General features: G+C 45.4%; 22 protein-coding genes. 12 read left to right on the forward strand and 10 right to left on the reverse strand.

Annotated features, from left to right (window positions below; genetic code table 11):
• Positions 1-46: 46 nt before the first annotated feature.
• Both KO537_RS15260 and KO537_RS15265 read right to left on the reverse strand, forming a co-directional pair.
• On the reverse strand, positions 47-1,096 hold the full coding sequence (locus KO537_RS15260) for a nitronate monooxygenase (protein WP_219234783.1): 1,050 nt from the start codon (positions 1,094-1,096) through the stop codon (positions 47-49).
• 34 nt (positions 1,097-1,130) lie between these two features.
• Complete coding sequence (locus tag KO537_RS15265) at positions 1,131-1,526, reverse strand: VOC family protein (protein ID WP_219234784.1); 396 nt, start codon at positions 1,524-1,526, stop codon at positions 1,131-1,133.
• Between the two features lie 332 nt (positions 1,527-1,858).
• On the opposite strand from KO537_RS15265, the gene torT reads away from it, so the two are divergent.
• Entirely contained in the window at positions 1,859-2,932 is a 1,074-nt protein-coding gene (gene torT / locus KO537_RS15270) for a TMAO reductase system periplasmic protein TorT (protein WP_219234785.1), read from the forward strand.
• A 6-nt stretch (positions 2,933-2,938) separates the two neighbouring features.
• Here the strand turns inward: torT and ubiA are convergent, their stop codons facing one another.
• Both ubiA and uvrD read right to left on the reverse strand, forming a co-directional pair.
• Complete coding sequence (ubiA, locus tag KO537_RS15275) at positions 2,939-3,799, reverse strand: 4-hydroxybenzoate octaprenyltransferase (protein WP_168827752.1); 861 nt, start codon at positions 3,797-3,799, stop codon at positions 2,939-2,941.
• A 138-nt stretch (positions 3,800-3,937) separates the two neighbouring features.
• The gene (gene uvrD / locus KO537_RS15280; RefSeq protein ID WP_219234786.1) at positions 3,938-6,106 is read right to left on the reverse strand and encodes a DNA helicase II; all 2,169 of its coding nucleotides are present in this window, start codon (positions 6,104-6,106) and stop codon (positions 3,938-3,940) included.
• Between the two features lie 681 nt (positions 6,107-6,787).
• Here uvrD and KO537_RS15285 point away from each other — a divergent pair.
• Both KO537_RS15285 and KO537_RS15290 read left to right on the forward strand, forming a co-directional pair.
• On the forward strand, positions 6,788-7,570 hold the full coding sequence (locus KO537_RS15285) for a hypothetical protein (RefSeq protein ID WP_219234787.1): 783 nt from the start codon (positions 6,788-6,790) through the stop codon (positions 7,568-7,570).
• A gap of 734 nt (positions 7,571-8,304) precedes the next feature.
• The gene (locus KO537_RS15290) at positions 8,305-9,504 is read left to right on the forward strand and encodes an SAM-dependent methyltransferase (RefSeq protein WP_219234788.1); all 1,200 of its coding nucleotides are present in this window, start codon (positions 8,305-8,307) and stop codon (positions 9,502-9,504) included.
• A 25-nt stretch (positions 9,505-9,529) separates the two neighbouring features.
• On the opposite strand, the gene KO537_RS15295 is transcribed toward KO537_RS15290, so the two are convergent.
• The 4 genes from KO537_RS15295 to KO537_RS23260 all read right to left on the reverse strand — a co-directional run bounded on the left by KO537_RS15295 (position 9,530) and on the right by KO537_RS23260 (position 11,596).
• The gene (locus KO537_RS15295; RefSeq protein WP_219234789.1) at positions 9,530-9,967 is read right to left on the reverse strand and encodes an NUDIX domain-containing protein; all 438 of its coding nucleotides are present in this window, start codon (positions 9,965-9,967) and stop codon (positions 9,530-9,532) included.
• A 51-nt stretch (positions 9,968-10,018) separates the two neighbouring features.
• Positions 10,019-10,897 carry a neutral zinc metallopeptidase gene (locus tag KO537_RS15300; protein WP_219234790.1) on the reverse strand — a complete coding sequence of 293 codons (879 nt, stop codon included), beginning with the start codon at positions 10,895-10,897 and terminating at the stop codon, positions 10,019-10,021.
• 130 nt (positions 10,898-11,027) lie between these two features.
• Positions 11,028-11,453 (reverse strand): hypothetical protein, encoded by a 426-nt coding sequence (locus KO537_RS15305; protein WP_107949438.1) that lies wholly within the window; start codon positions 11,451-11,453, stop codon positions 11,028-11,030.
• Between the two features lie 11 nt (positions 11,454-11,464).
• On the reverse strand, positions 11,465-11,596 hold the full coding sequence (locus KO537_RS23260; protein ID WP_276572372.1) for a hypothetical protein: 132 nt from the start codon (positions 11,594-11,596) through the stop codon (positions 11,465-11,467).
• A 367-nt stretch (positions 11,597-11,963) separates the two neighbouring features.
• Here KO537_RS23260 and KO537_RS15315 point away from each other — a divergent pair, with 367 nt between their 5' ends.
• The 5 genes from KO537_RS15315 (at position 11,964) to KO537_RS15330 (ending at position 17,776) form a co-directional block, all read left to right on the forward strand.
• Entirely contained in the window at positions 11,964-13,460 is a 1,497-nt protein-coding gene (locus tag KO537_RS15315) for a helicase HerA-like domain-containing protein (RefSeq protein WP_219234791.1), read from the forward strand.
• A 365-nt stretch (positions 13,461-13,825) separates the two neighbouring features.
• Positions 13,826-13,948, forward strand: a complete 123-nt coding sequence (locus tag KO537_RS23265; protein ID WP_105250371.1) for a hypothetical protein — start codon at positions 13,826-13,828, stop codon at positions 13,946-13,948.
• A 279-nt stretch (positions 13,949-14,227) separates the two neighbouring features.
• Entirely contained in the window at positions 14,228-15,184 is a 957-nt protein-coding gene (locus KO537_RS15320) for a TAXI family TRAP transporter solute-binding subunit (RefSeq protein WP_105250372.1), read from the forward strand.
• A gap of 108 nt (positions 15,185-15,292) precedes the next feature.
• Positions 15,293-17,326: a TRAP transporter permease gene (locus KO537_RS15325; RefSeq protein WP_219234792.1), complete on the forward strand. Its 2,034-nt coding sequence runs from the start codon at positions 15,293-15,295 to the stop codon at positions 17,324-17,326.
• Between the two features lie 45 nt (positions 17,327-17,371).
• Positions 17,372-17,776: a DUF1850 domain-containing protein gene (locus KO537_RS15330; RefSeq protein WP_219234793.1), complete on the forward strand. Its 405-nt coding sequence runs from the start codon at positions 17,372-17,374 to the stop codon at positions 17,774-17,776.
• Here KO537_RS15330 and KO537_RS15335 read toward each other — a convergent pair.
• Positions 17,773-18,492 (reverse strand): FadR/GntR family transcriptional regulator, encoded by a 720-nt coding sequence (locus KO537_RS15335; RefSeq protein ID WP_219234794.1) that lies wholly within the window; start codon positions 18,490-18,492, stop codon positions 17,773-17,775. The genes KO537_RS15330 and KO537_RS15335 overlap by 4 nt on opposite strands.
• 279 nt (positions 18,493-18,771) lie before the next feature.
• Here KO537_RS15335 and KO537_RS15340 point away from each other — a divergent pair, with 279 nt between their 5' ends.
• The 4 genes from KO537_RS15340 to KO537_RS15355 all read left to right on the forward strand — a co-directional run bounded on the left by KO537_RS15340 (position 18,772) and on the right by KO537_RS15355 (position 24,422).
• Complete coding sequence (locus KO537_RS15340; RefSeq protein WP_212599580.1) at positions 18,772-20,010, forward strand: OprD family outer membrane porin; 1,239 nt, start codon at positions 18,772-18,774, stop codon at positions 20,008-20,010.
• A gap of 140 nt (positions 20,011-20,150) precedes the next feature.
• Complete coding sequence (locus KO537_RS15345) at positions 20,151-21,887, forward strand: tannase/feruloyl esterase family alpha/beta hydrolase (protein ID WP_173496228.1); 1,737 nt, start codon at positions 20,151-20,153, stop codon at positions 21,885-21,887.
• A 441-nt stretch (positions 21,888-22,328) separates the two neighbouring features.
• Positions 22,329-24,008, forward strand: coding sequence for an FAD-binding protein (locus tag KO537_RS15350; RefSeq protein WP_105250377.1), 1,680 nt, complete (start codon positions 22,329-22,331; stop codon positions 24,006-24,008).
• A 69-nt stretch (positions 24,009-24,077) separates the two neighbouring features.
• Positions 24,078-24,422: a cytochrome c3 family protein gene (locus KO537_RS15355; protein WP_105250378.1), complete on the forward strand. Its 345-nt coding sequence runs from the start codon at positions 24,078-24,080 to the stop codon at positions 24,420-24,422.
• Positions 24,423-24,547: 125 nt separating this feature from the next.
• Here KO537_RS15355 and KO537_RS15360 read toward each other — a convergent pair whose 3' ends face one another.
• The gene (locus tag KO537_RS15360) at positions 24,548-25,525 is read right to left on the reverse strand and encodes a diguanylate cyclase (protein ID WP_219234795.1); all 978 of its coding nucleotides are present in this window, start codon (positions 25,523-25,525) and stop codon (positions 24,548-24,550) included.
• Positions 25,526-25,567: the final 42 nt, after the last annotated feature.

Here is a 25,567-nt window from a genome sequence, read left to right on the forward strand (position 1 = left end):
TAAAACCATGAATACAAGGCTGGCTTAAAAACACCCAAGCGGATCATTAAACCATCAAACCTAACGCCAATTGCCTTGTCAGTTCTGCGGCGGGAATCGCCTGACAGCCTGTTGCATTTTGGCCACACCAAAGTGGGCTAAAATCACCAAATCCTTGTTGTTCAGCGGCGCTTCGCAATACTGCGACGGCGCTTGAGGCGAGCGGAAAATCCGGGGCAGCACTATTGATGGGGCCAAGCTCTGCCATAAAACGATTCATAATTCCACGTGCGGGTCGACCAGTGAATAAGTTAGTCAGAGCCGTATGCTGCGCTGCCTCACTTTGCAGGGCGGCACGGTGAATATCACTGGTGGTGCATTCGGGACAGAGTAAGTATGCCGTCCCCACTTGCACCGCCGAAGCGCCCATCGCCATAGCAGCGCGCACTGTCTTTGCATCGACTATGCCACCCGCTGCAATAACAGGAATATCAACGGCGGCAATGATTTGCGGCAATAGACTAAAAGTGCCTAATTGCTCGGTTAAATCATCGGATAAAAAATGCCCCCTGTGACCTCCGGCCTCTAAACCCTGCGCAATAATGGCATCCGCACCACGCGCTTCAAGCCATAGGGCTTCTTCTACAGTTGTCGCTGTCGAAATGATTTTTGAACCCCAAGACTTTATCTCCAGCAACAAATCTTCATTCGGTAAGCCAAAATGAAAACTCACCACCTCAGGTTTAAATTTAGCTAACACTGCAGCCTGGGTGCTGGTATATGGCGCGCGTTGTGCCCCCACGGTTTGGCTATCAGAATTGACACCCAACTCAGAAAAATAAGGCGCTAGTTGATTAAGCCATGCGGCTTGTTTCGCTGCTTGCGGTTCAGGTTCATGATGACAAAAGAAGTTTACATTGATGGGCTTAGTCGTCTGGGTGCGAATATGTGTCAAGGCGGTATCTAAGGCTTCGAGGGATAACATGGCGCAGGGCAAAGATCCCAACGCCCCCGCTTGCGACACAGCTATCGCTAAGGCACTGCCCTGAACACCCGCCATTGGCGCTTGAATAATCGGTAATTCGATTCCAAATAATCGGGTTAACTGACACGGCATACATCACCTCCTTTGACTTGTTATCACTTGATGCTCAATCCTGATATGGCCCCGCGGCTAAACGCTGGGAGATCCACCACAGATTGCCCACGGGATCCCGCACTCCACCTTGGCGATCGCCATAGGGCATATTCGCCACTTCCATCACTAATTCACCCGCAGCGGCGAGTGCCTGAGCCACCATTTTATCGGCATTTTCCACATATAAATAATAAGATGCGGGCATAGGCGGAAAAGCTTCACTCGCCTCACTCAACATAAATAAACAGTCGCCGATTTGCATCTGTGCATTAGCTATTTTGCCATCAGCCCGACGGGAAATATGTAGCGCTTTAGCATCAAAGGCTTGCTGTAAAAAAACCACTAAACTATCGGCATCAGCGATCATCATATACGGGCTAACCCGTGCAAATCCTGACGGAATAAACATAACGATTCCTTGTTACCTAAGCATGAAATTGATCATAAAAAACCACTATAAGCCAATGACTATAGACTAAGCACTATGGCAAAAACCAGCTGTGGCAATTAAGCCTTTAGCGTGAAATGTAAACTTAAGCATTCAGTGAACAAGTCAAAGCGTAAAGCCTGCTAATGTAAGACGACCCTACAATTTCAACCACTCTGCAGCCCATCATAAAAGTGCCATAACACTTCATGACACTGGTTATTAAGAATAAATCAGCTTTATTTAGCATCGACTTAGCAACTATGGATCATTCATCTATGCTTAATCTATTGTTAACTTAACATGATGATCCTATGCACTTTACTGCATTCTTCGCTTACTCCCTCAGGATTTGCCTCACCTTAATCCTCTATATTTTCGCCTTTGCAGTGCAGGCAACTTGGTATCCCGCCGATGTGATTGCTGATGGCAAAAAAACGGCATACACACCACTCACTCATGCCAAAAAAGCATGGCGGATCTGCGCCTTACTTCCCCATGGTAAAGACCAATATTGGTGGGGCGTCGCCTTTGGGTTATCGCAGGAAGCCGAACGTCAAGCTGTAACTCTCGGCATTTATGATGCTGGAGGATATGACAATATTGAGCAACAAAAACAACAACTCTATGATTGCCAAGCCCTCAAAGCTCAAGCCTATATTATTGCTGCGAATACGGCCGATGGACTGATTGCGGATATCGAACAACTCTCTGCTGCGGGCATTCCTGTTATTGATTTAGTGAATGGTATCGCGACCGACAAACTCACGAGTCGCTCCTTAGTCAGCTTTGAAGATATGTCTGCGGCGGCGATTGAGTATATTGCATCGCAGCAACGAGACCCTGTCGATAAAGCGCCAGTGAAACTTAAAGTTGCTTGGTTTCCTGGGCCTAAGGATGCCTCTTGGGTTATGGCGGCGGAACAAGGATTTAGGCGGGCGGCAGCTAAACAAGAGTTCGACACAATTGAAGGAGGGTTTGGCACTACGGAGTTATTTATTCAAGCTGATTTAGTGCGAAAAGTGCTTACTAAACAAAGTGTAGATTATGTAATCGCCAATGCAGTTGCCGCCACTTTCGCGGCGCGCTATTTAGACGGGCGTAGGAATAAAACGGGAAAAGTCATCGCATTCTACTCGAATGCACAGACCATAGAATTAGTGCAGAAAAAACAGTTACTCGCGACGGTCAGCGACTCACCAGTATTGCAGGCTCGGATTGCCATCGATCTCGCAATACGCGCACTCGAAGGTGCGCCTTATCCCCACAGAGTGAGCCCAGTTATCAAGGTCATCTCCCAAGATAACATCCACCAGATTGATTTAGAACAAATATTAGCGCCACAGAATCAGTGGATGATCCATCAGGATCTTCCACAGCCAAAATGATGTTCACTAAACTAAATAATCGGCGCCCAGCCCAACAAATAATGCGAGTCCTGCCCAATTGTTATTGAGAAACGCTTTAAAACAAGGGGCTCGTTCGCGATCAAAGATCAGCATTTGCTGGTAAGTACTAAAACCGACAAAAGTCAGTAAACCTAGGCCATAGAGTAAACCACGATCGGCGCTCCAACCGGCGGCGATAAAACAAGCCAGCGCAGCAAGCTGAAATAGCCCTATGATTTGGCGGTCATATTTACCGAACAAAATTGCAGTGGATTTAATGCCCACCTTTAAATCATCATCCCTATCGACCATGGCATACATGGTATCGTAGGCGACAGTCCAAAACCAATTGGCCGCAAATAACCACCAAGCCTCGATGGGTACTTCACCCGTCTGCGCGGCGTAAGCCATAGGGATAGACCAACTCCACACCACGCCTAGAAACATCTGTGGCATATTGGTGATGCGTTTAGTGAAGGGATAAATAATCGTGAGGATAATACCAACAACGGACAATTTAACCACTAATCCATTGAGTAATAAGACTAAACCAAAAGCAGATAAACCTAAAACGACGAACAGTATCAAGGCTTCTTTAGTGCTGATTTCGCCACTGGCCAGCGGCCGAGATTTAGTGCGTTCCACAAAAGAGTCGAGATCGCGATCGGCATAGTCGTTAATAATGCAGCCACAGGCACGCATGATCACCACGCCAATAATAAAGATGATCAATACCTTAAGATCGGGCATACCACCCGCCGCTAACATCAGCGCCATCAAGCATGGCCACATCAGCAATAGCGTACCTATGGGACGGTCGATTCGAGTAAGACGGGAATACACATCCCACTTCTGCTTTAAATTCATTAACTAGGTACTCCCAATACCCTCAAGTTTCCACTCGGTTTCAGGATTAGCATCATATACCCATGCTTCTCCCGATGCGAATTTACGCCCTAAAAGCGTGTCATAAAAAGCTGACATTCATCGCGTTCAGGGCAGGTATTAAAGCGCCTCTAACCGAGCGTAAGCCACCACTAACCACTTGCTGCCAAAGTCAGTAAAGCTCACTTGTACTCGCCCTTGGGCACCGCTGCCCTCAAAGTTGGTCACTTTACCTTCACCAAATTTAGGGTGATTGACTCTTTGGCCGACGTTAAAACCGGTATCGTTTGTCGCAGCCGATTTTGGGGCGCTAAAACGATTATTCGCCATCGGCGTTGAAACCTGCGCCTTGAGGCGGATTTCATCCACATATTGCGGCGGGATCTCTTTGATAAAACGCGACGGCCGAGCGTAATCTTCGCGGCCATAAATGCGCCGCGATTCCGCATAGGTTATGTAGAGTTTTTCCATGGCGCGGGTCATGCCCACATAGCAGAGACGGCGTTCTTCATCGAGTCTATCGCCCTCTTCGAGCGCCATTTTACTCGGGAAGATCCCTTCTTCGACACCCGCCATGAACACCATAGTGAACTCTAGCCCTTTGGCAGAATGCAGCGTCATTAGCTGCACCGCATCGGTAAAGGCATCGGCTTGGCCTTCGCCCGCTTCGAGCGCCGCGTGGGATAGGAAACCGTTAAGTTCGCCCATGTCCTCCAGCTCTTCTGGCATTTCGAAGGTACGCGCCGCCGTGACAAGTTCTTCTAAGTTTTCGATTCTAGCGTGGGCTTTTTCACCCTTTTCGGCTTCATACATGGCCTTAAGGCCCGACGCTTGGATCACTGTATCGGCCATGCGATACAGCACCATATCTTGGGTGTCTTCACGCAGTGTCATGATTAAGTCCATGAAACCACGCACAGAATTTGCTGCGCGACCCGCAAGCACTTTCTCGTCGAGCAAACGCACACTCGCCTGCCACAGGGTTAACTCATGCTGGCGCGCCGTGGAGCGCAAAATATCCAAAGTGCGATCGCCAATGCCACGGGGTGGCGTATTCACCACGCGCTCAAAAGCCGCATCGTCGTCTTTGTTATTAATCAGCCGTAGGTAACCCATGGCGTCTTTAATTTCTTGGCGTTCGAAGAAGCGTAAACCGCCGTAAATGCGATAGGCTAAGCCTTTGTGTAACAAGGCTTCTTCCAATACCCGCGACTGAGCGTTAGAACGATATAAAATCGCACAATCACTGAGGTTGCCGCCCTTTTCGTGCCAATCATTAATTCGACCGACAATAAAGCGCGCCTCGTCCATTTCATTAAAGGCGCAATAGAGCGAAATCGGATCGCCATCGGCTTCATCCGTCCACAACTCTTTGCCCATACGTTCTGGGTTATTGGCGATTAAGGCGTTGGACGCTTTAAGGATATTGCCCTTCGAGCGATAGTTTTGCTCGAGGCGAATCGTGGTCGCACTCGGGAAATCTTTTAAGAATCGGTGTAGGTTTTCAACCTGAGCACCGCGCCAACCGTAAATCGATTGGTCGTCATCACCCACTATCATCACATTGGCAGTTTGACCGGCAAGCACGCGGATCCACGCATATTGGATCGCGTTGGTATCTTGGAACTCGTCCACCAAAATATGCTTAAATCTGTCTTGATAATGGGCCAACAAGTGCGGCTTATTGAGCCATAACTCATGGGCACGTAATAGGATTTCGGCAAAATCGACTAAACCCGCGCGGTCGCAAGACTCTTGGTAGACCTGATAGATTTTTAGCAGATTCTGCTCAAGCGGAAAACCGCCCGCATCGATATGTTTAGGACGTAATCCTTGGTCTTTTTTACCATTGATATAACCCTGAGCTTGGCGTGGAGGATATTGTTTCTCATCCAAATTTAGGCTTTTTAGAATACGTTTGATCAAACGCACTTGATCGTCAGAATCGAGGATTTGGAAGCTTTGCGGTAAACCCGCATCTTGGAAGTGAGTGCGTAACAAGCGATGCGCCAAACCGTGGAACGTGCCAATCCACATGCGGCCCATATTGGTGCCAGCGACTTTTTCAACTCGCTCGCGCATCTCAGCCGCAGCTTTATTGGTAAATGTCACCGCAAGAATCGAGTAAGGACTCTGCTGTTCAACCTGCATCAGCCACGCAATGCGGTGGGTCAACACCCGAGTTTTACCACTGCCCGCGCCCGCCAACACTAACATGCTAGATTGCGGTGCCGCGACAGCCTCGCGCTGCTTATCATTCAGGCCGTCTAGTAAAGAAGATACGTCCATTCTCGCCTCCAAAAAATCGAGGGGGCATTATAACAGAAGAAAACCCGCCTGCGCGTTTGATCCACAAGACGAGAGCCATAAGGTGAGTGATATGTTGCCGCATCTTGCTTTGCGCTTGTATTGTAATGACGACATTGATTAAGCACTGTCATTCCCGCAATACTTGTGGGCGGGAATCCAGCTTTTCGGTAACAGATCTTTGTTTTTAGAGTAGGAATTGAACAAATGCAAGGCTGTATTAATTGCTCATAGAAAGAGTGTTCATCATTCTGTTTCAGCGATTAAGCACTGTCATTCCAGTGACTCGCCATTAACTCATCCCTGATGGCTCGACGACGGCATCCATGCCGTCAACGGTCACTTCCATGACAGTGCTTAATCTTGCCAACCTCTACAGTAACCAGCCCCTTCTGACGAGCATACACTCTGTAAATTTAACAATGGGTGGCTCGTTAATTGCGCTTTTCAACTGCTAAGTGACTTTTAGTTACTTGAATGCTAACCGAAAGCGCATTATGTTGTTTTATCTTGGGTTGCCTGAATTACCTGATTTTCAATATCGCTGGTTTAGAAAATGCAATAAAGCCACTACGAGAAACTTATGGTTGGTAATGCTTAACAAGGCGCTGCTGTCGTACAAATTTTCCGCAAATCTCAGCATTATGTTTCTAAGGAGGAGAAGTGATAAGTTTTCATAAGCGCGATTGTTTTCAACGAGCAAAAGACTTAGTTGAAAACGGTGACCCGATATCGTTGAGGTACGCTTGTTTAGAGCTAAGGCAATGTATTGAGTCAATTTGTTACTCAAAACTACTGACGTATAAGAAAGTTGTTCCTGAGGCAGAGTTTAAGCAATGGCACCCTAAAAGGGTTTACGAGTTCCTGCTAGAGATGGAGCCAATAGCTCATAAAAGTTATGGTCTACAAATATACAGTGAAGATGAAAATGGTGATATAGATAAGTTAGTGTTTCAAGATAACCATGAAACACTTTCCCTTAATGAAATCAATAAAATATATAACAAGCTTGGTTATTACTTACATACACCAACTATAGCGAAGCAAAGTTCGTATATAGATGACACAAAAAAACTGCCATTATCACTAAAAGTTTTTATTGAGCAATTAGAACCTATAGTAAATACAACGTTTGATATGAGGCTTAGTAATACTATAAGTTTTGAGTGTGAATGCTGTAATAATAATATTTATCATAATGTAAATACGTTGAAGCTTGGGAAGCCTATCAGGTGCATAAGCGTCAATTGTGGCATGATGTATGTTTATCAAGGCGAAGGAATTGGTTTTAAGCCACATCAGTTTATAGTTGAGTGTGAGTGTGGAAACTCAATTTTTATAAATTACTACAAACTAAAAGATCCATCGCACGTGTTATGCGAAAAATGCAAAACACGATACAACATCGAAAAACACTGGATGTATCAAAAAGAAACATCAAGGTGACGATCCTCCTTGGTAAAGTTTATTGAGACACCTATAAAATTTTAACGAGACACCCACTGTTAAATTTTGCTACGTAGAGACTTAATAGGCACATATCTAAACTATTGGGAACATGTCTAACTTAGGGTGAAACAGGACATCCACAATTTAAGTGACCAACAGACAACTCAAAAATCAAAGGAATACACCATCCCCTCGGAGTTGCCGCAGGGCATTAGCGCTCGTTGCGTGATCGAGGCATGGTCGTTCTCGTGCATCCATGCACTTCACGACATTCAGGCATGGTCGTTCTCGTGCATCCATGCACTTCACGACATTCAGGCATCCTGCCTATCAGATGCCGAGATAGCGTCAGTCGAATCAGGGACGAGCGTCTGACGCGATAGCATAAGGTCGCTAATTGCCCAAGGGGCTTTCAACTCCGTTAGGGGCGTCTTGGCTGATTGTTTATAAATAGGAAGGAGGATAGGACGAGCAGTCCTCCTTGGTCGACTTTTGATTAAAACATCAGGGGGGTGAAGCCCCACGACTTTGACTTTGATTAAATAATTCAAACAAGAGTTGGGACAAAATCCCGCTTGCCAAAAACCTACACGAGATTACGAATTTCAACAGATAGATCAGCAGCGGAGCTCTGCCCCAAACCCCTTCTCGATGAGAATAACTTTAGGTAGCGGCGGATCGCGGTTAGAATACTCACCCTGTTTTTCTTGGTTACTTTTTCGGAAACAATAATGTCCCATTCAGCGCTTAATTCTTTTGATGATTTCTACCAGCTTTTGGCTGACAGCTTGGCGAAGAATAGTCTGATAAAACTATTGTTGAGTAAGTACCGAGGGGCAGATAAAAGCCTGCAGCGCATTACGATCCGACCGATAAGTTTGCAGAATGAACCTGTGCTGTCGTTTGTGTATCAACACCAGACGAATCACATCACTAAAAACCTGAGTTATGACGAAGGGTTAGCCAGCATAAAACTGTTACTCGGTAGCGATTTTAAGAGTGCCCACTTAGCCACGGCGCAGGCAGAAGTTCAGCTTGAGATCAGCAAAAAAGGCAAAGTCCAAATCAGCACACATAACGTTAAACAAGCCGTCGCGGCGCCCTTAGAACATGACCGTGAGAAAAAGCGTTTTGTGGATATCGAACGTCCCTTCCTGACCAAGCTAGGGGTGACGGACAGCCAACATAATCTTATCCCTGCGATGTCGCGTAAATGGAAGCAAATCAATAAATTTATTGAGGTTTTCAGCCAAGCACTCGAAGCCTCACCCCACAAGAATGACCAACCGATCAATGTGGTCGATTTTGGCTCTGGCAAAGGCTATCTCACCTTTGCAATCCATGACTACCTGCGCCACAGCCTTCACAATGATGCGCAGGTGACTGGGGTGGAATTACGCCAAGCCTTGGCCGATTTATGTAATGAAACGGCGGCAACGCTGGATCATCAAGGATTGTCGTTTGTCTGCGGCGATGTGAGAACCCACGCGCCTAAGCAAACCGATGTGATGATCGCGCTGCACGCCTGCGATATCGCCACTGACTATGCGATTCATTATGGTATTCGCGCCAATGCCGACATCATCATGTGTTCGCCTTGCTGCCATAAACAAATTCGCCCGCAGATGCACAGCCCAGAGTTGTTCAAACCTATGCTGCAATATGGAGTGCACATGGGCCAACAGGCTGAAATGGTGACGGATTCATTACGTGCGCTATTTTTGGAAGCCAATGGTTATGCGACTAAGGTGTTTGAATTTATCAGCCTAGAACATACCAATAAGAATAAGATGATTTTGGCCGTTAAAAAGCCACAACACAATCAGAAAGACAGCGCCGCAATCCTCGCGCAAATTGCTGACATCAAAGCCTATTACGGGATCAAGGAACATTGCTTAGAAACCTTGCTCGCGCAAACCCAAGCCGATTAACGGCCGGCGGTTTGCCAGTAAAGCATTAAAACTTTGCGCTCATGACAACCCCGTTGAAATTGAGGCAATCTTTAATTCTTTGCTGCTGAACTGCGCTAAGGGTGTCGATATCGTGGAAGGCAAACTCTGAATGTTCGTGGCTTAAGTGGATTGGCAGAGACTCGTCTTCTGCCACATTTTTTGCCACATCAGGCAATAGCAGTTCACAACGAAAAATAAAGGCTTGGGATTGATAGGCGCTGTGATAATACACGCCGCTCAAATAGTTAACCTGCACACTTAAGCCTAATTCCTCTTGGCATTCGCGTACTAAAGCCTCGTGAATCGTTTCACCGGGCTCAAGTGCGCCACCGGGCAAACCCCAAGCAAAATTACCATAATTGGCCTTAAGCAACAGCACTTGTCCCTGCGCATTAGTGATAACAGCGTGGCTGCTCAATCTAAAGGTATCGTTAAAGGCCACTCAGTTATCCTTGCATTTCTGTTCGGTACGTATTTGAGGTTTCAGACTAAATCACTTCGCCGCAAAAGTATTACAACTGGCGAGATTACCCGAATCAAACCCTGTCTTAAACCATTTCACCCGCTGCGCCGAACTGCCATGGGTAAAAGCATCAGGCTGTACGGCGCGACCCGCCATCTTTTGCAGACGATCGTCACCCACTGCACTGGCGGCGGCAATGCCTTCCGCTAAATCGCCCGCTTCAAGTAAGTTAAGTTGTTGATTAACATAATGCCCCCAAATCCCTGCATAGCAATCAGCCTGCAATTCAAGTGCGACACTCAATTGATTCGCTTGCACTTTACTGCCAGATTGCTGGGCTTGGCGCACCTTAGTGCTAGTGCCCAGCAGGTTTTGCACATGGTGGCCTACTTCGTGGGCAATCACATAGGCAAAGGCAAAATCACCGGGCGCGCCTAAGGTTTTAAGCTCATCAAGAAAGCTAAGATCGATATACACCTTACTATCGGCAGGACAATAAAAAGGCCCAGACTGCGCCTGTCCCATACCGCAGCCAGTGGAGGTCATATTGCGATAAAGCACTAACTTAGGCTCTCGATATTGCCCTTTGAGCAACTGGCCCCAAACGGTTTCTGTGGTGCCTAAAATGGCCGCCACAAACTGGGCATTTTCATCCTGTACCGCTGTTGTTGAGCTAGATTGAGATTGGCTAAGATGAGCTTGAGTATTCGGGTCGAGTGACAGACCACCGGTAAAATACTGAAAAGCAATATAAATGCCGCCGATGAGCAACACCACACGACCAAGTTTAGTTCTCAGTAAAAAGGGCAAGAACCTGAGTAACAAGGCACTCGGCACACCCGCAGATGCAATTTGCTGGCCGCGTCTGTCTTCGATATTGGAGCTTCTGTCAGTGTCACGCCAGCGCATCTCATTCCTTCACTCTGTAGTTAAAACTTTCATTAAACCGCTATTAAAGTCGCTTAGATGCACAACTCTGATTTCGTATTTGCACTCTAGCGCCTAGTGGTTAAGAGCCTAGTGATTAAGTGTCTAGTGATTATTTCGCCTGTGTATCGCTTGTGGGCGCGTCTTTTAGTGAACGCAAAAACAACCCTAAACCACCAAAGGCCAAAACGAGGATCACGATAAGTTCAAAGGCCGACATGGATTTAAAGTGGAATTGAATCGAGCTGATCACGCCCACAACCAAGGCCGTAAGCGAACCTAGACTCAACAGCCAAGCTAACTTACTCTTAGCGTCAAAAAACACCATCACAATGCCGATAATAAACGGTAGCATCACCATGCCTGTGGTAATCGACATGCCTTGCCCAAAGGCATTCACTCGATATAAGCCATAGCCCAGTCCAAAACTAGAGCTCACCTGTATTGCATTGAACAATAAATAAAATCCGCCACACATCATGGCAAGACCCATAAAAAATTGTCCCGTCCCGCCCTGTGTTCCGCCCGCACCTTTCATAGATATCCTTTCTACATTAACGATTTTTGAGTGGCTTGTTCTATGGCCATTTTCAGCCGTTGATTTTCTTCTAATGCTTTTAGTTTTTCATACAAATAAAGGTTTTTATCCACCTCAGCAACACAGCGCAGTTTATCTCGCATAGGCTCATAAGATTCAACACAGGTTCTTGCACCACAGACTCATTCGGTGCAGGCAGATGTCAGCACAGTAAAGAACAAGAGCAGCATAATCAAAGGGAATTTCACCATCAAGCACGCCTCAGTGAATGACAAAAATAACACACCTTATTCATAGGTAACGCCCATATTGCCAATCACACATTTTTGCTAAGTGATATCAAGCTTATTCAGGCCCCATGTTGACATAAATTACGCTAAGGCCAACACTCAATGATGAATTTTTATACGCATGAACGACGACACTAAAGTGGATTAAATACACAGAGGCTAAAATAAGGATGCTGCAACGATTCCAATATAAGCCCTACCGTTAACATAAGGAATGCCTTTGAATACGCTATTAATAGGAAAAGGTGAACAACAGGTTCACTTAAATCTTAAGTATGCCAATCGCCATGGGTTAATTGCCGGTGCCACAGGGACAGGCAAAACCGTGTCGCTGATGAGTATTGCCGAAGGTTTTTCACGCCAAGGCGTGCCAGTTTTTATCACAGACGTTAAAGGCGATATCTCGGGTCTAGCTATGGCCGGCACTCCAAGTGAAAAGCTATTACAAAGGGCAACTCAAATTGGCATTGAGGATTATCACAACGAAGCCAACCCTGTAGTGTTATGGGATTTAGCGGGCGTTCAAGGCCACCCGCTGCGTACCACCATCAGCGAAATGGGCCCGACCTTACTCGGCCGAATTTTAGAATTGAATGACACCCAGAGCGGTATTTTAGACATAGTCTTTCAACTAGCGGACGACCAAGGATTATTACTGCTCGACTTAGATGATCTGCGGGCCATGCTGGCCTTAGTTGCCGAGGAACGCAAAGAAATCTCCGCCAAATATGGTTTAATCAGCGCCCAATCCCTCGCAGCGATTCAACGCTCGGTACTAGGATTAGAGCGCGATGGTGGCAAAGACTTTTTTGGTGAACCCGCGTTACAGCTTGAAGATTTAATGCGCACTAATTTGCAAGGACGCGGCATTATCAATTTATTAGCAGCAAACAAACTGATTTTAACACCCCGTTTATATTCAAGTTTTTTACTCTGGCTACTCTCAGAATTATTTGAGAATCTGCCCGAAGTCGGCGATCCCGAAAAACCTAAGTTAGTGTTTTTTATCGATGAGGCGCATTTACTCTTTGAGGGTTGCCCACCGAGTCTATTAAAACGCGTCGAACAGATCATGCGCCTAATTCGCTCAAAAGGCGTAGGCGTTTATTTTTGCTCGCAATTTCCTGATGATGTCCCAAGCGAAATTCTCGGACAATTAGGTAATCGTATTCAACATGCCCTGCGAGCTTACACGCCAAGGGATCAAAAGGCCGTTAAAACCGCCGCCGAAACCTTTGTGCCTAACCCCAAACTGGTTGTTAGCGACGTCATATCCCAGCTCGCTGTAGGTGAAGCCTTAGTGTCTATGTTAGCCGACAAAGGCGTGCCAACTATGGTCGAGCGCGCGCTCATCGCACCGCCACGTTGCCGCATGGGACCCGCCACAAGTGAGGAGTTACAACAAGTCCGTGTCCAAAGCCCGATTGGAGGTAAATACGATCAGTTAATCAACCGCGAATCTGCCTACGAACGCCTTAACCAAAGACGAGTTGGTAACGCCACCAGCGACACCACATCCACAGCAAGTGATGCTCAAACGGGCCAAAAAGCCGAAGAACAAGGTTGGTTCAGTGAACTTATTTTTGGTAATAAGCGCCGTCAAGGGTTAGCTGAAACCTTGTCAAAACAAGCTGCACGCACGGTTGGAAGCCAATTAGGTAAACAAATTTTGCGCGGTATATTAGGTGGCATGTTAGGTAAATCGAGCCGACGTTAGGCATATGGTACTTAGTTAAGCCTCCAATTAGGGCCCACTAAAACCACAAACAATGACGAAAATAGAGGTACTGTGTCCTTGTTCGCATATTTCTTATACAGGTTAACGCTAGCATTAGCATTAATTATTCTAAGTGATAGATGGATCATGGTACGGAATTCGGTGATAAGATTATTTTGCTGTAATCGCTCATTGAGGCAAATAAATTCACAGATAATTATCAATGATTTTAGATATTTGTAATTTAAAATGTTGTAATTCGAGATAAAAATTTCGCTTCAATCAGGACGTCATGGAATAGGTTCAATTAAGTACGGCTTACATGATTAGCCTGATGAATAACCAAAGAGTACATGGAGTTTTATATGAGTAAAGAGCAAAAAAACCGTAAAGAATCGAAGAAACAACCGCTGATGTCTCCTAAAGAGAAAAGAGCAGCAAAACATGCGAAAAACGCAACTAAAGGTTTCTTAGATAACACTAAATAGTGTCTTGTTATTAGGAGGTTTGTCCTCTAATAACACAAATAGGGTTAACTTAGGTTAGCCCTTTTTATTGCCCGCTTCATTGAACCAACCAAGTTTTACCTCACAATACAACCTTGCTCAAAACAGTCTCAGATCTCAGTTTTGTGATACAAAAGTAGCAGCTATCGACTATAGCCTAATTGACCTTTTCCAGGTTTTATGTAGTTATATTGAGCTGATTACGGTATTTACCGCTCGAAAGACCCTACATAACACTATAAAAAATAAGGATATTTCATAATGAAAATCAAAAAACGTTTTGTCGCCGTCGGCGCAGCAGTGACTCTCACACTCAGTGCTGCCGCTATGGCTGCTGCCCCCGCCTTTATCAACATTCTCACAGGCGGCACCAGTGGTGTGTATTACCCTATTGGCGTTGCGCTGTCGCAACTCTACGGCACAGGAATCGAAGGTTCTAAAACCTCAGTTCAAGCAACTAAAGCCTCAGTAGAAAACCTCAATTTATTGCAAGCGGGTCGTGGTGAATTAGCGTTCGCTTTAGGTGATTCAGTCGCAGCAGCATATCAAGGTGATATTGATGCAGGCTTTAAAACGCCGCTGGATAAAATCCGAGTACTTGCCTCGGCTTATCCTAACTACATTCAAATCGTCGCCAATAAAGAGTCTGGCATTAAAACCTTGGCCGATTTAAAGGGAAAACGCATCTCAGTGGGTGCCCCTAAATCAGGGACAGAACTCAATGCCAGATCGATTTTCAAGGCTGCGGGATTAAGTTACGAAGACATGGGGAAAGTCGAGTTTTTACCCTATGCCGAATCCGTTGAGCTAATCAAAAATCGTCAATTGGACGCCACGTTACAATCTTCCGGTCTCGGCATGGCTGCTATCCGTGACTTAGCTGCGACTATGGCAATCAACTTTGTTGAAATTCCAGAAGATGTGATCGCTAAGATTAACAATCCCGCCTATCAACATGGCGTGATCCCAGCATCGACCTATGAAGGCCAAACCACCGACGTTTCTACCGTCGCCATTCAAAATTTACTGGTGACTCAAAGCGGTGTATCGGATGATTTAGCCTATCAGATGACCAAACTCATGTTCGAGCACTTAGACCGACTCGGTAACGCGCACTCCGCCGCGAAGACCATCAGCGTAGATAAAGCGACGAAAAATCTACCAATACCACTGCACCCAGGTGCAGAACGTTATTACAAAGAAGTTGGTGCACTCTAAGTTTTACTGATATCTGTGCATCCTATTCCAAACTAAGCAATTGAGATGCCGTTAAATAACGGCATCTCGTTTATATCATCTCTGTAGTCTAATGCTGTGAGGCATAATATGAGTGATCCCCAACAAGGTCTCAGCGCAAATACTGGCGATTGGCCCAAGGCTCTATTTTATACAGCCTTAATTTTTTCTATTTTTCAAATCATCACTGCCGCTTTTCATCCCGTCTCGACTCAAGTACTGCGTGCCACCCATGTAGGCTTTTTACTGTTAGTGGTTTTTTTAAGTTATCCCGCTAGAGGAAAATCTCAGCCTTGGCAGCCACTCGCTTGGCTACTCGGTCTAGCTGGCATGGCCACAGCGGCTTATCAGTGGTATTTCGAAGCCGACTTAATTCAACGTTCAGGCGATCTGACCGATGCGGATATAGTGATAGGTATCACTTTGATCGTATTAGTGTTTGAAGCAGCGCGCCGAGTCATGGGCTGGGCGCTACCTATCATCTGTAGCATCTTTTTGATGTATGGCTTATTTGGCCAATATTTACCCGGTGACTTAATGCACCGCGGCTATGGATTCGATCAGATCATCAATCAATTAGCCTTCGGTACCGAAGGGTTATACGGCACACCAACCTATGTGTCGGCGACATATATATTCCTGTTTATTCTCTTCGGCTCCTTTTTAGAACAAGCCGGAATGATCCGTTTATTTACCGACTTTGCCATGGGATTATTTGGCCACAAGCTCGGCGGTCCAGCAAAAGTTGCGGTAGTATCATCGGCATTGATGGGGACGATTACAGGATCAGGTGTTGCCAACGTGGTCACAACGGGCCAATTTACCATTCCACTCATGAAACGATTCGGTTATCGTCCAGCCTTCGCCGGCGGGGTAGAGGCAACATCGAGTATGGGCAGCCAAATCATGCCGCCGATCATGGGCGCAGTGGCCTTTATCATGGCCGAAACCATTAACGTCCCCTTTATCGAGATAGCCAAAGCGGCATTGATCCCTGCGCTACTTTATTTCTGCTCCGTATTTTGGATGGTGCATTTAGAAGCCAAACGCGCCAATCTCTGTGGCCTGCCTAAAGATCAGTGCCCTAATCCATGGGCGGCAATTAAAGAGCGTTGGTATCTCCTTATCCCCTTGTTTATTTTAGTCTACTTGCTGTTTTCGGGTAGAACGCCGCTGTTCTCAGGCATGGTAGGACTCGCCCTCACATCGATAGTAATTTTAGGCTCAGCCATAGTACTGCGGCTTTCCTCAATGGCAATGCGCATTGCCTTTTGGATTGCCCTTGGCATCCTTTGCGCTGGCTTCTTCCAACTCGGGATCGGGGTCGTATTTGGGGTTATCGCCTTATTAGTCGCCATTTGTTGGTTTATTAAAGGCGGCAGAGATACTCTCACCATCTGCTTGCATGCAATGGTAGAAGGCGCCCGTCATGCCGTGCCTGTGGGTATCGCCTGTGCTTTAGTCGGTGTGATTATCGGCATAGTGTCACTGACAGGAATTGCCTCGACCTTCGCGAGCTATATTCTTGCCGTTGGCCAAGATAACTTGTTCTTATCACTCGTGTTAACTATGGTCACTTGCCTAGTGCTCGGAATGGGGATCCCCACGATCCCTAACTACATAATTACTAGCTCGATTGCCGCTCCCGCATTACTCGATCTCGGTGTGCCACTGATTGTGTCGCATATGTTTGTATTTTATTTCGGCATCATGGCCGATCTCACCCCTCCCGTTGCCTTAGCCTGTTTTGCCGCGGCGCCAATCGCTAAGGAATCAGGCCTTAAGATCAGCCTTTGGGCAATCCGTATCGCCATTGCAGGTTTTGTGATCCCCTTTATGGCGGTTTACGATCCCGCTTTGATGCTTCAAGGTGATAGCTGGTTAGCCACTGGGTTTGTCTTGCTAAAAGCGACTGTGGGTATTGGTATTTGGGGCGTCATCTTTACCGGATATCTATTACAAAAACTCTACTGGTGGGAACGCGTTATCGGCTTCCTTGCAGGTGCTAGCTTAATTCTTGCTACGCCGTTGAGTGATGAAATTGGCTTTGGGCTCGCGCTGCTATTTATCGTGCAACACAGCTGGCGAGCACGCAAACTTAAACGTCTCGCAGAGCAAGGATAAGCTCTTGAGATTATTGGTCGTTAATCAGTCTTTGAAGGTAAACAGATGCTAGGCCTGTGTTTAGGCCTAGCTGGCACACTGTGGGCCCAAGTGCCCACAGACAACTTCACCTTGGCATGGAACCATAGCATAGAAAAAATTCGCTGGGAGGAAGACTATAACGTCACCCCACAAGGATTAGTGTTGGTCGAAGCAAGAGTGAAAGGTACGGGTGCAGGAATGGAAATCCCAGATGATGCCTATCTTAAAAATGGCAGCTGGCATTATCAGCCCAAGCTGCCCATTTTACCTGTGTTGCGCTTAGGTCGCACACCCGAAGCAGGGGATTTTGAACTTTGCTTCACTCAAATCTCAGGAAAAGTGCAATGCCAAGCCATGAGTCATTGGATTGGCGTACCCAACAAACAAACAGCCGCGGTTGAACTTTGGGGTTGCGGCTCTTTGCCTTAAGCGTGTTTATCCATATATTTACGCTCAATTTCTATTAGGCGCTGATTAAAATCCTCAAGGTGTGCAAACATTTCAGCCTCAGCTTTCGCCCCATCTTTTGCGATAACCGCTTCGACAATGACATCATGCAAGCCTAAAGGATGAATTTCATCAGTCGGTGGCTGAAACTTAGTCGTTTGATTACTTAATAAAACCAACAAGGATTTTACGATCGCTTCTAAAAAGCGATTTCCAGACATTTCAGCGAGCAAATAATGTACTTGAGATCGCAATATGACAGTTTCGGGATAAGCCAATGAGTCACTTTCATGACTATTCGCCTCTTGCAAAGCTTTAGCTTGCTCTGGAGTGCAATTTTTAGCAGCCATTCTAGCCACTTGCGGTTCAATCAGCATGCGTGCTTGACACAGTTCAGGAAGGGAAAGTTTCCCCATTAGAAATAAATCTTGGCAAGCATCACTTAAACGTTCAAAGGTTAAGTGCTTAACAAATGCGCCACCTGTTGCACCTTGGCGAATCTCCACTAATCCACCCGCTTCGAGGCTTTTGATCGCCTCTCTCACCACAGTGCGACTAACTTGAAATAATTCTATTAATTCGCGCTCAGAGGGTAATTTATCGCCAGCCTTATATTCGCCATCTAAAATAGCATTTTTCAGTTGCTGCCCGACTTCACTCGATGCTCTTATCTGCTTAATTGGCTTGAAGATATGCACTTGATTATCCCAAATATGCTTAGTGTCGCCATACTAGCATAAAACCGCATTAACGCAGAAAAAGTACTCTCATCTTTCCTACATTAGTGATTAAAAAACATTCACATTTGTTGATCCAAGTAACATCTGTGCGAATTTCGTAACTAGTTTCTCATATTCATCCTAACTTCGTTGTCGACATTAGTCATACGTCATACATTTAACCTAAGAATGTTAAACATAATTTCTTTAACTAGCTCAGACAATTCTGATCAGGGCTTACTAATAATAGGGAAGATGATGATGAAAAAATCTTATTTATCTTTGCTTGTGCTATCTACGCTAGCGATTCCTGCTACAGCAGATACCAGCATTGATCAAATGTTTAGCCAAGGTACGTTAAAAGGGGAATTACGCTTATTCGATTTTACCCGTGACTTTGATAATACGACGAACACTAAACACGATACGTCATTTGGCGGACTGTTTTATTACAATACCGCAAAAGTGAATGGCCTCAGTTTTGGGACCAGCTTCGCATCTGCAAATCCCATTTGGACCAATGATTCAGATGATGTCTACGGCCTAGTTGCTCGCGATGCCGCTGGCGACCATGACAACGTCAACCGTTTACAGGAGTATTTTGTCCAAGGTAATTGGTGGGATACTCAATTCAAATTAGGTGCACAAGAACTGCGCACACCAATGATGAATCCCCATGACATTCGTGCGATCCCACGAACTTTTCGCGGCTTTTCAGCAGAAAATAAGAGTGTTGATAATCTAACGTTATCAGCACTCTATATTACAGATTCCATGGGGTGGTCTGACAATAGCTTCGTATCCGTAAAAGAGGCGGTACAAAGCGAATTAGCAAGAGCGGGTATTGTGGCAGATGTTGCCGATAACCCAGTTTATGCCCTAGGTGCTAAATATCAATTGCCCTTTAAGACAGTCCAAACTGAAGCCCATCTTTGGCACTACAGCATGGAAGATGTTTTCAATCAAACCTATGCCAAAGTGAAATTAGCCGCTGATGTTGGTCCAACGAATTTGTACTTAACACCTTCCTATTTAACTCAACAGGCAATAGGTGAAGAAACCGGCGGCCCACTCGATACCTATCAATATGGCTTCCATCTAGGCGCCAAATTGGCGGGGGCAGATCTCACTTATATGTACGCCAAAACCGGGGATGACACAGTGCTGACCCCATGGGGCGATGAAAAAGTGGTCATTCAACAGGTATATCAATCTGCACGGGCGAATGAAGAGGTCAACGCGTTAAAGCTGGCCTATGACTTTGAAAAATTAGGGGCGAGTGGATTAGAAGCCTATGCCTTCTATGGGCAGTACGATGTGCCAGAGGGGACTGCGTCAGATTTTAATGAAACAAACTTTTCAATCGCCTATAAATTTTCAGGCATGTTATCGGGCCTAGGTCTTAAGGCGCGTTATGCCATGGTCGATTTTGATCAAGCTGAAGATCTTGACGATCTGCGTTTATATGTCACTTATAAATTTGCCTTAGGTAAATAGTTCATCAGTTTTAACTCCCCTGCACCAAAACTTATATGGGTGTATCAGCCTTGTTCGATACACCCAATTTTTGTACCGCAAAATTACCCATACCCAACTAAAAGTTGCGGTAAACACTTTGACTTAAGGATTGAGATTAAATGGAAACAAAGAATTTCTTACTTATTCCAGCCGTTGCTATGTCATGTTTTTTATTTAGCGGATGTGGAAATAACGATAACGCCGAAACCCCATTACCACAGTTAGCCTCGGCCACACCCGCCACACTGAATCTATGTAGTGAAATTGCTTCACAATATAATTTCAAAAATACTGTGATAACGAACTCACAAATTATTGCGGCTGGCAATGTTGAATATAGCGCTACTGAACGTTACCGAGCACCAGAACATTGTTTAGTGACGGGTTATATGAATGAAAGGATGGGAACTGGCATTGCGGGAGAAACCCGCTATGCGATCGGCTTTGAAATGCGTTTACCCACTAACTGGAATGGTCGATTCTATTATCAAGCCAATGGCGGCCTCGACGGTTCGATCGCTAAGGCGGTTGGCCGCTTAGTGTTTTCCGCAGGCCCAGATTCTGCCGCCCTCAATGAAGGGTTCGCTGTGATAAGTTCTGATATGGGGCATCCAGCACCAATCCCTTTCTTTGGTTTAGATCCTCAAGCAAGGCTTGACTATGGTTACAATGCTGTGGCCGAATTAACGCCAATGGCGAAAGCTTTAATAGAAAAAGCATATGGTAAGCAACCTGATAGATCATATTTTGCCGGTTGTTCTAACGGTGGTAGACACACTATGGTCGCGGCCAGTCGTTTTGCCGATATGTACGATGGCTTTCTAGTAGGCAACCCTGGATTTAACTTACCTAAAGCTGCAGTAGCGCAAATGTATGGTGTTCAAGAGTATTCAAAGCTGGTTGAATTTGATGGTCCTGATATTTTAGCCACACTACAAACCGCCATTACCCCTGAAGAATTCTCCCTCGTTTCCCAAAAAGTCCTCGAGCAGTGTGATGCCCTTGACGGTGTGAGCGATGGCATTATTACCGACACCTATTCCTGTCAAAAGACCTTTGACCTTGAACGTGATGTTCCAACCTGTTCAAGTGACAGAGATAATACCTGCTTAACAGCAGAGCAAAAGCAGGTACTCGGCAATATCATGGCAGGGCCCCATAACAGCAAGACAGGTGAAGCCATTTATACTGACTTCCCATACGATGCGGGTATCGGCGCATCTGGTTGGGCTTCCTGGGAATATAACATGGCGCTCAATCGAGACCCTGGTGCCGTTGGTTTTATTTTTAGTTCGCCACCAACCCCCTTTAATGGTGCAACTGAACAATCCAGTTTGGAATTTGTGCAATCATTTAGCATGGATGAGGATACCCAACGGATCTATGCCACGGATTCGATTTACTCCGAATCGGGTATAGACTTTATGACACCGCCCCAGCCAACGGATCTTTCGGTCATAAAAAATCGCGGCGCTAAGATGATGTTGTTCCATGGAACATCTGACCCCGTATTTTCAGCCAATGATACAGTGAACTGGTATAACGAATTAGCCGAGGCCAATGCTGGGCACGCAGAAACCTTCGCCCGTTTATTCCTTATCCCTGGGATGAATCATTGCGGCAGCGGTCCTACCACAGATAAATTTAACATGATCCGCGCATTGGTTGACTGGGTTGAAAAAGGAGTCGAACCCCAAAACATCACGGCTTCAGTCCGCCCTGAAAATGCCGAATTACCCAGTGATTGGTCAAAAAGCAGAACTCGGGTCCTCTGCCCATACCCCCAATTCGCAAAATATAATGGCATAGGCAATATTGAAGATGCCGCCAATTTTACCTGTGTAACACCTAAATAATCCCTAGGGCATTAAAGCCCAAAGGCCACCTCAATATTGTTGAGGTGGCCTACCTCAAATCATGTTTATTTATAAATAGTCCCTATTTGTTAACTACTTAAACATGCATAAAATCAGACGCTCATATTTCCCGCGTCGCCAAACTTATTCATTCAATAAAGTCCTATATTAGATTGTTTTAAAAAGAATAATCACATTCATCGCTCAAAATGCCAGCATTTTGTGAAGCACTGCAAAGATGTAATTAATACCTCTTTTGGTTTATTGTCATATGTCATACATTTAAACGTATGTTGTTAATGAATGAGAATTTAATCACTTTCACGCAACTGCACTTCTAGTTTTTAAAGCAAACAAATCACATGCGGTTATGGCCAGATCCATTGTCGTTGCTAACGATGTCATATCGACCTTAGCAATGAGGACCCAAGGAGTATCAAAATGAGTAAAGAGCATTCACAGAAACCGAAAGAAATCGATCAATACACTGCTAGCGTGCTTCAGAATGGTATATCTCGAAGAAGTTTCCTAACTCGAGCTGCAGTGGGAAGTGGTGGCTTAGCCTTTGCAAGTCTTGGTATTGCTTCAGCGAGTGCTGCACCACTTCAAGTTGGCACTGAATATGGCGAAATTGGCGGCGCAACGCTCAATTTTCTACCTAAGCCAAAACCTATTGCTGATAAAGATATTGCAACAACCCAAACCTTTGATGTCGTCGTCGTCGGTGCTGGAGCCTCTGGTGTGCCTGCGGCTCTATCCGCCAGAGAAAGTGGTGCAACCGTTGCGTGTTTACAAAAGCAAGCCATTCCAGTCTCTCAAGGAAACACTGGTTCAGGGATTGACCTGAAAAACAGTGATAAATCAGCAATTGAAGCTTTAGTTAGCCGTTTAATGGCGGATAACGCGCACCGTTCACATCCCGGTCTTCTTAAGCAATGGGCTTACAATTCAGGTGAAGCTGTCACTTGGGTTATCGATAGAGTTAAACAAGGTGGCGGCCAGATTGTTGACCAAGGAACTAAAGTGCAGCACGGTATTCGCGGAATTGCTGATACTGATGACCGTTTAAATTTTATCACTTCTTTCTGCGGCCCTAAACCCTACACCACGGGTGATGCTATCCGCGCATTAGCTAAAACAGCGGAAAAAGCAGGCGTTAAGTTTTTCTTTAATACTCCTGCACAACAATTAATCCAGGATGAGTCAGGAAAAGTCATCGGCGTCATTGCTCAAACTCGTGATGGTAAGTACCACAAATACATGGCGAAGAAAGGTGTCATTCTGTCCTCTGGCGACTATCAAAATAACAAAGCCATGTGTGACTTCTTCATCCCCGAACTGAAAAACTTTGAACGTAAACAAATGGATCGTACCGGTGACGGTTTTGCTATGGCCTATTGGGCTGGCGGCGTTATTGAACCTGTTGGACATACCAAAATGTTGCACGACTTCGATGCCGGCCCGGCTTCCATGTGTGACATGCCATTCTTAGCGGTAAACCGTAAAGGTGAGCGCTTTGTGAATGAGAAGGTTGAGATGTCTCTAATGAATAACTACTTGAAAGATGAGCAGAATGCGGGGCATTACTCACAAGTATTTGATTCTGACTATATGACGCAAGCGAAGGATTGGCCTGGCCACCTCTATTCTCCTGAAGAGCTTAAAGTTTATATGCCTGAAGTTCCTGGTGAGAAAACAGGAGTATTTCCCTCTTTGATCAACACCCATTCAGCTAACACATTAGAAGAATTGGCTGTGAAGTTAGAGTGCGATCCAAAAACCTTTGTTGCCAGCGTTAACCGTTATAACGAGCTGTGCAAAAAAGGTAAAGATGAGGACTTCGGTAAACCTAGAAGCAAAATGGTACCAGTGCTCAAACCACCGTTTTACGGTATTCACCGTCGTATGCGTATTTCTACTTTATGTTCAGGAATTCTCGTTAACGACAACCACCAAGTACTTGATGCCGATGGTAAGGAAATTCCAGGTTTATTCATTGTTGGTAACCTAGGAGCAGGTTTCTACGGTGGCGTTGACTACCCATTAACGGTATTTGGCTTGTCTTTAGGTCGCTGCTACACCTTCGGCTATTTAGCTGGCAAATATGTAGCAAAGCTATAGAACACATAGTCATCAATAATGGATGCCTCACATTTTGGCATCCTGTGAAATGAATAATGGGATCAAACAATGAAAAACTTAACAATTATATTGGCTATTATTTTGGGTATTTTCGCTGGCAGCGCGTTCGCTAAAGAGAGTACTTTACTCGATCAAACTCATATGGCGAAAGGCCTTAAATGTGCAAGCTGCCATGGTGCAGAAGAACGACAAGCAGTCCCTATGCTCAAGTGTGTACAATGCCACAACACTAAGAAATTAGCGGAAAAAACGGCGGATGTAAAACCAACCAATCCCCATAAAAATCGCCACTTCGACACCGAAACTGATTGCAGTAAGTGCCACCATGTACACAAAAAATCTGAAAACTATTGTGTCAGTTGCCATCAACCATTTAATTTTGTAACTCCATAAGCTGATGACACTACGCTTAAAAAGCTAAAAAACAAAAAACCACCATTAAAGGTGGTTTTTTGTTCGAATAAGGCACTGTAATCAAATCTAAATTAAGTATTACTAAGATCAGCAGGCTTGGAACATTATTCCGACGACTGATAAAAACAATATCCATGCTTTCCTTGGTGTTTCACGCGATACATGGCGGCATCCGCGCGATCACAACTATCGGCAAAACTATCACCATAGCCAAATATATCAATACCGATACTCAGGCCTACCTCTACTTCACAACCTTCTAGCAGGAATTTATCTTGATAAACATCGAGCAATGATTGTGCGAGCGCCCCTAAAGATTCACGATCAAATGACGGCAGTAATATCACAAACTCGTCGCCACCTAACCGTGCGATCTGCGCGAATTCACCTGCGTGAGATACCAAAGTATGCGCAACGTGCATCAACAGGCTGTCACCAAACTTATGGCCGTGACGGTCATTTAACGCTTTAAAACCATCAAGGTCGATAAAAAATAACGCACCGCGAATACCTGGTAGCGAAGATTCATCGAATACTTTGGCAATAGCTTGGCGATTCATTAAGTTGGTGAGTGGATCACTGTGGGCTAAACGGGCTAAATCTATTTCGTAGCGCTTTTCTTGAGTAATATCGATATGGCTGCCCATCATTCGCAGTGGTGTTCCATCAGCTAAGCGCTCGACAATACGCCCACGATCGGACACCCAGGTTATGCTGCCATCTTTGTGTAGCATTCTGTGAACTGCTTGATAGTAATCGGCTTGACCATTCACATGATCTTCAAAGGCTTTTATCACCCATTCTTTATCTTCGGGGTGTAATTTACTTTTCCAGATATCAACATGGGCAGCAAACTCTTCAGGACTAAACCCGAGCATTTCGCCCCAGCGCATGTTAAATATGGTTAAATTTCCGCTTGGAATATGCTGTTCCCATAGACATAAACCATTACCATCGAGGGCTGCAAAGAGTTTTTCTTCGGCACGATAATTCAACGCTGCTAAATGAGCGTTTTCACTTTTTAGCTGAGCGATCTCAGCCTGAAGTTGCGCAATTAACTCTACTGCAGTATCCGAAGCCACGACAAATATCTTTCCTTTAAGTGGGAAAATTGAGTCTAGTGT

This window comes from Shewanella sp. NKUCC01_JLK (assembly GCF_019345615.1).
Classification (GTDB): Bacteria; Pseudomonadota; Gammaproteobacteria; order Enterobacterales; family Shewanellaceae; genus Shewanella; species Shewanella oncorhynchi.

Bases quoted from the DNA above. Each gene is read 5' to 3' on its own strand.
- KO537_RS15260 (WP_219234783.1), bottom strand. From the start codon at position 1,096: ATGCCGTGTCAGTTAACCCGATTATTTGGAATCGAATTACCGATTATT.
- KO537_RS15265 (WP_219234784.1), bottom strand. From the start codon at position 1,526: ATGTTTATTCCGTCAGGATTTGCACGGGTTAGCCCGTATATGATGATC.
- torT (WP_219234785.1), top strand. From the start codon at position 1,859: ATGCACTTTACTGCATTCTTCGCTTACTCCCTCAGGATTTGCCTCACC.
- ubiA (WP_168827752.1), bottom strand. From the start codon at position 3,799: ATGAATTTAAAGCAGAAGTGGGATGTGTATTCCCGTCTTACTCGAATC.
- uvrD (WP_219234786.1), bottom strand. From the start codon at position 6,106: ATGGACGTATCTTCTTTACTAGACGGCCTGAATGATAAGCAGCGCGAG.
- KO537_RS15290 (WP_219234788.1), top strand. From the start codon at position 8,305: ATGTCCCATTCAGCGCTTAATTCTTTTGATGATTTCTACCAGCTTTTG.
- KO537_RS15300 (WP_219234790.1), bottom strand. From the start codon at position 10,897: ATGCGCTGGCGTGACACTGACAGAAGCTCCAATATCGAAGACAGACGC.
- KO537_RS15305 (WP_107949438.1), bottom strand. From the start codon at position 11,453: ATGAAAGGTGCGGGCGGAACACAGGGCGGGACGGGACAATTTTTTATG.
- KO537_RS23260 (WP_276572372.1), bottom strand. From the start codon at position 11,596: ATGCGAGATAAACTGCGCTGTGTTGCTGAGGTGGATAAAAACCTTTAT.
- KO537_RS23265 (WP_105250371.1), top strand. From the start codon at position 13,826: ATGAGTAAAGAGCAAAAAAACCGTAAAGAATCGAAGAAACAACCGCTG.
- KO537_RS15320 (WP_105250372.1), top strand. From the start codon at position 14,228: ATGAAAATCAAAAAACGTTTTGTCGCCGTCGGCGCAGCAGTGACTCTC.
- KO537_RS15325 (WP_219234792.1), top strand. From the start codon at position 15,293: ATGAGTGATCCCCAACAAGGTCTCAGCGCAAATACTGGCGATTGGCCC.
- KO537_RS15330 (WP_219234793.1), top strand. From the start codon at position 17,372: ATGCTAGGCCTGTGTTTAGGCCTAGCTGGCACACTGTGGGCCCAAGTG.
- KO537_RS15340 (WP_212599580.1), top strand. From the start codon at position 18,772: ATGATGAAAAAATCTTATTTATCTTTGCTTGTGCTATCTACGCTAGCG.
- KO537_RS15345 (WP_173496228.1), top strand. From the start codon at position 20,151: ATGGAAACAAAGAATTTCTTACTTATTCCAGCCGTTGCTATGTCATGT.
- KO537_RS15350 (WP_105250377.1), top strand. From the start codon at position 22,329: ATGAGTAAAGAGCATTCACAGAAACCGAAAGAAATCGATCAATACACT.
- KO537_RS15355 (WP_105250378.1), top strand. From the start codon at position 24,078: ATGAAAAACTTAACAATTATATTGGCTATTATTTTGGGTATTTTCGCT.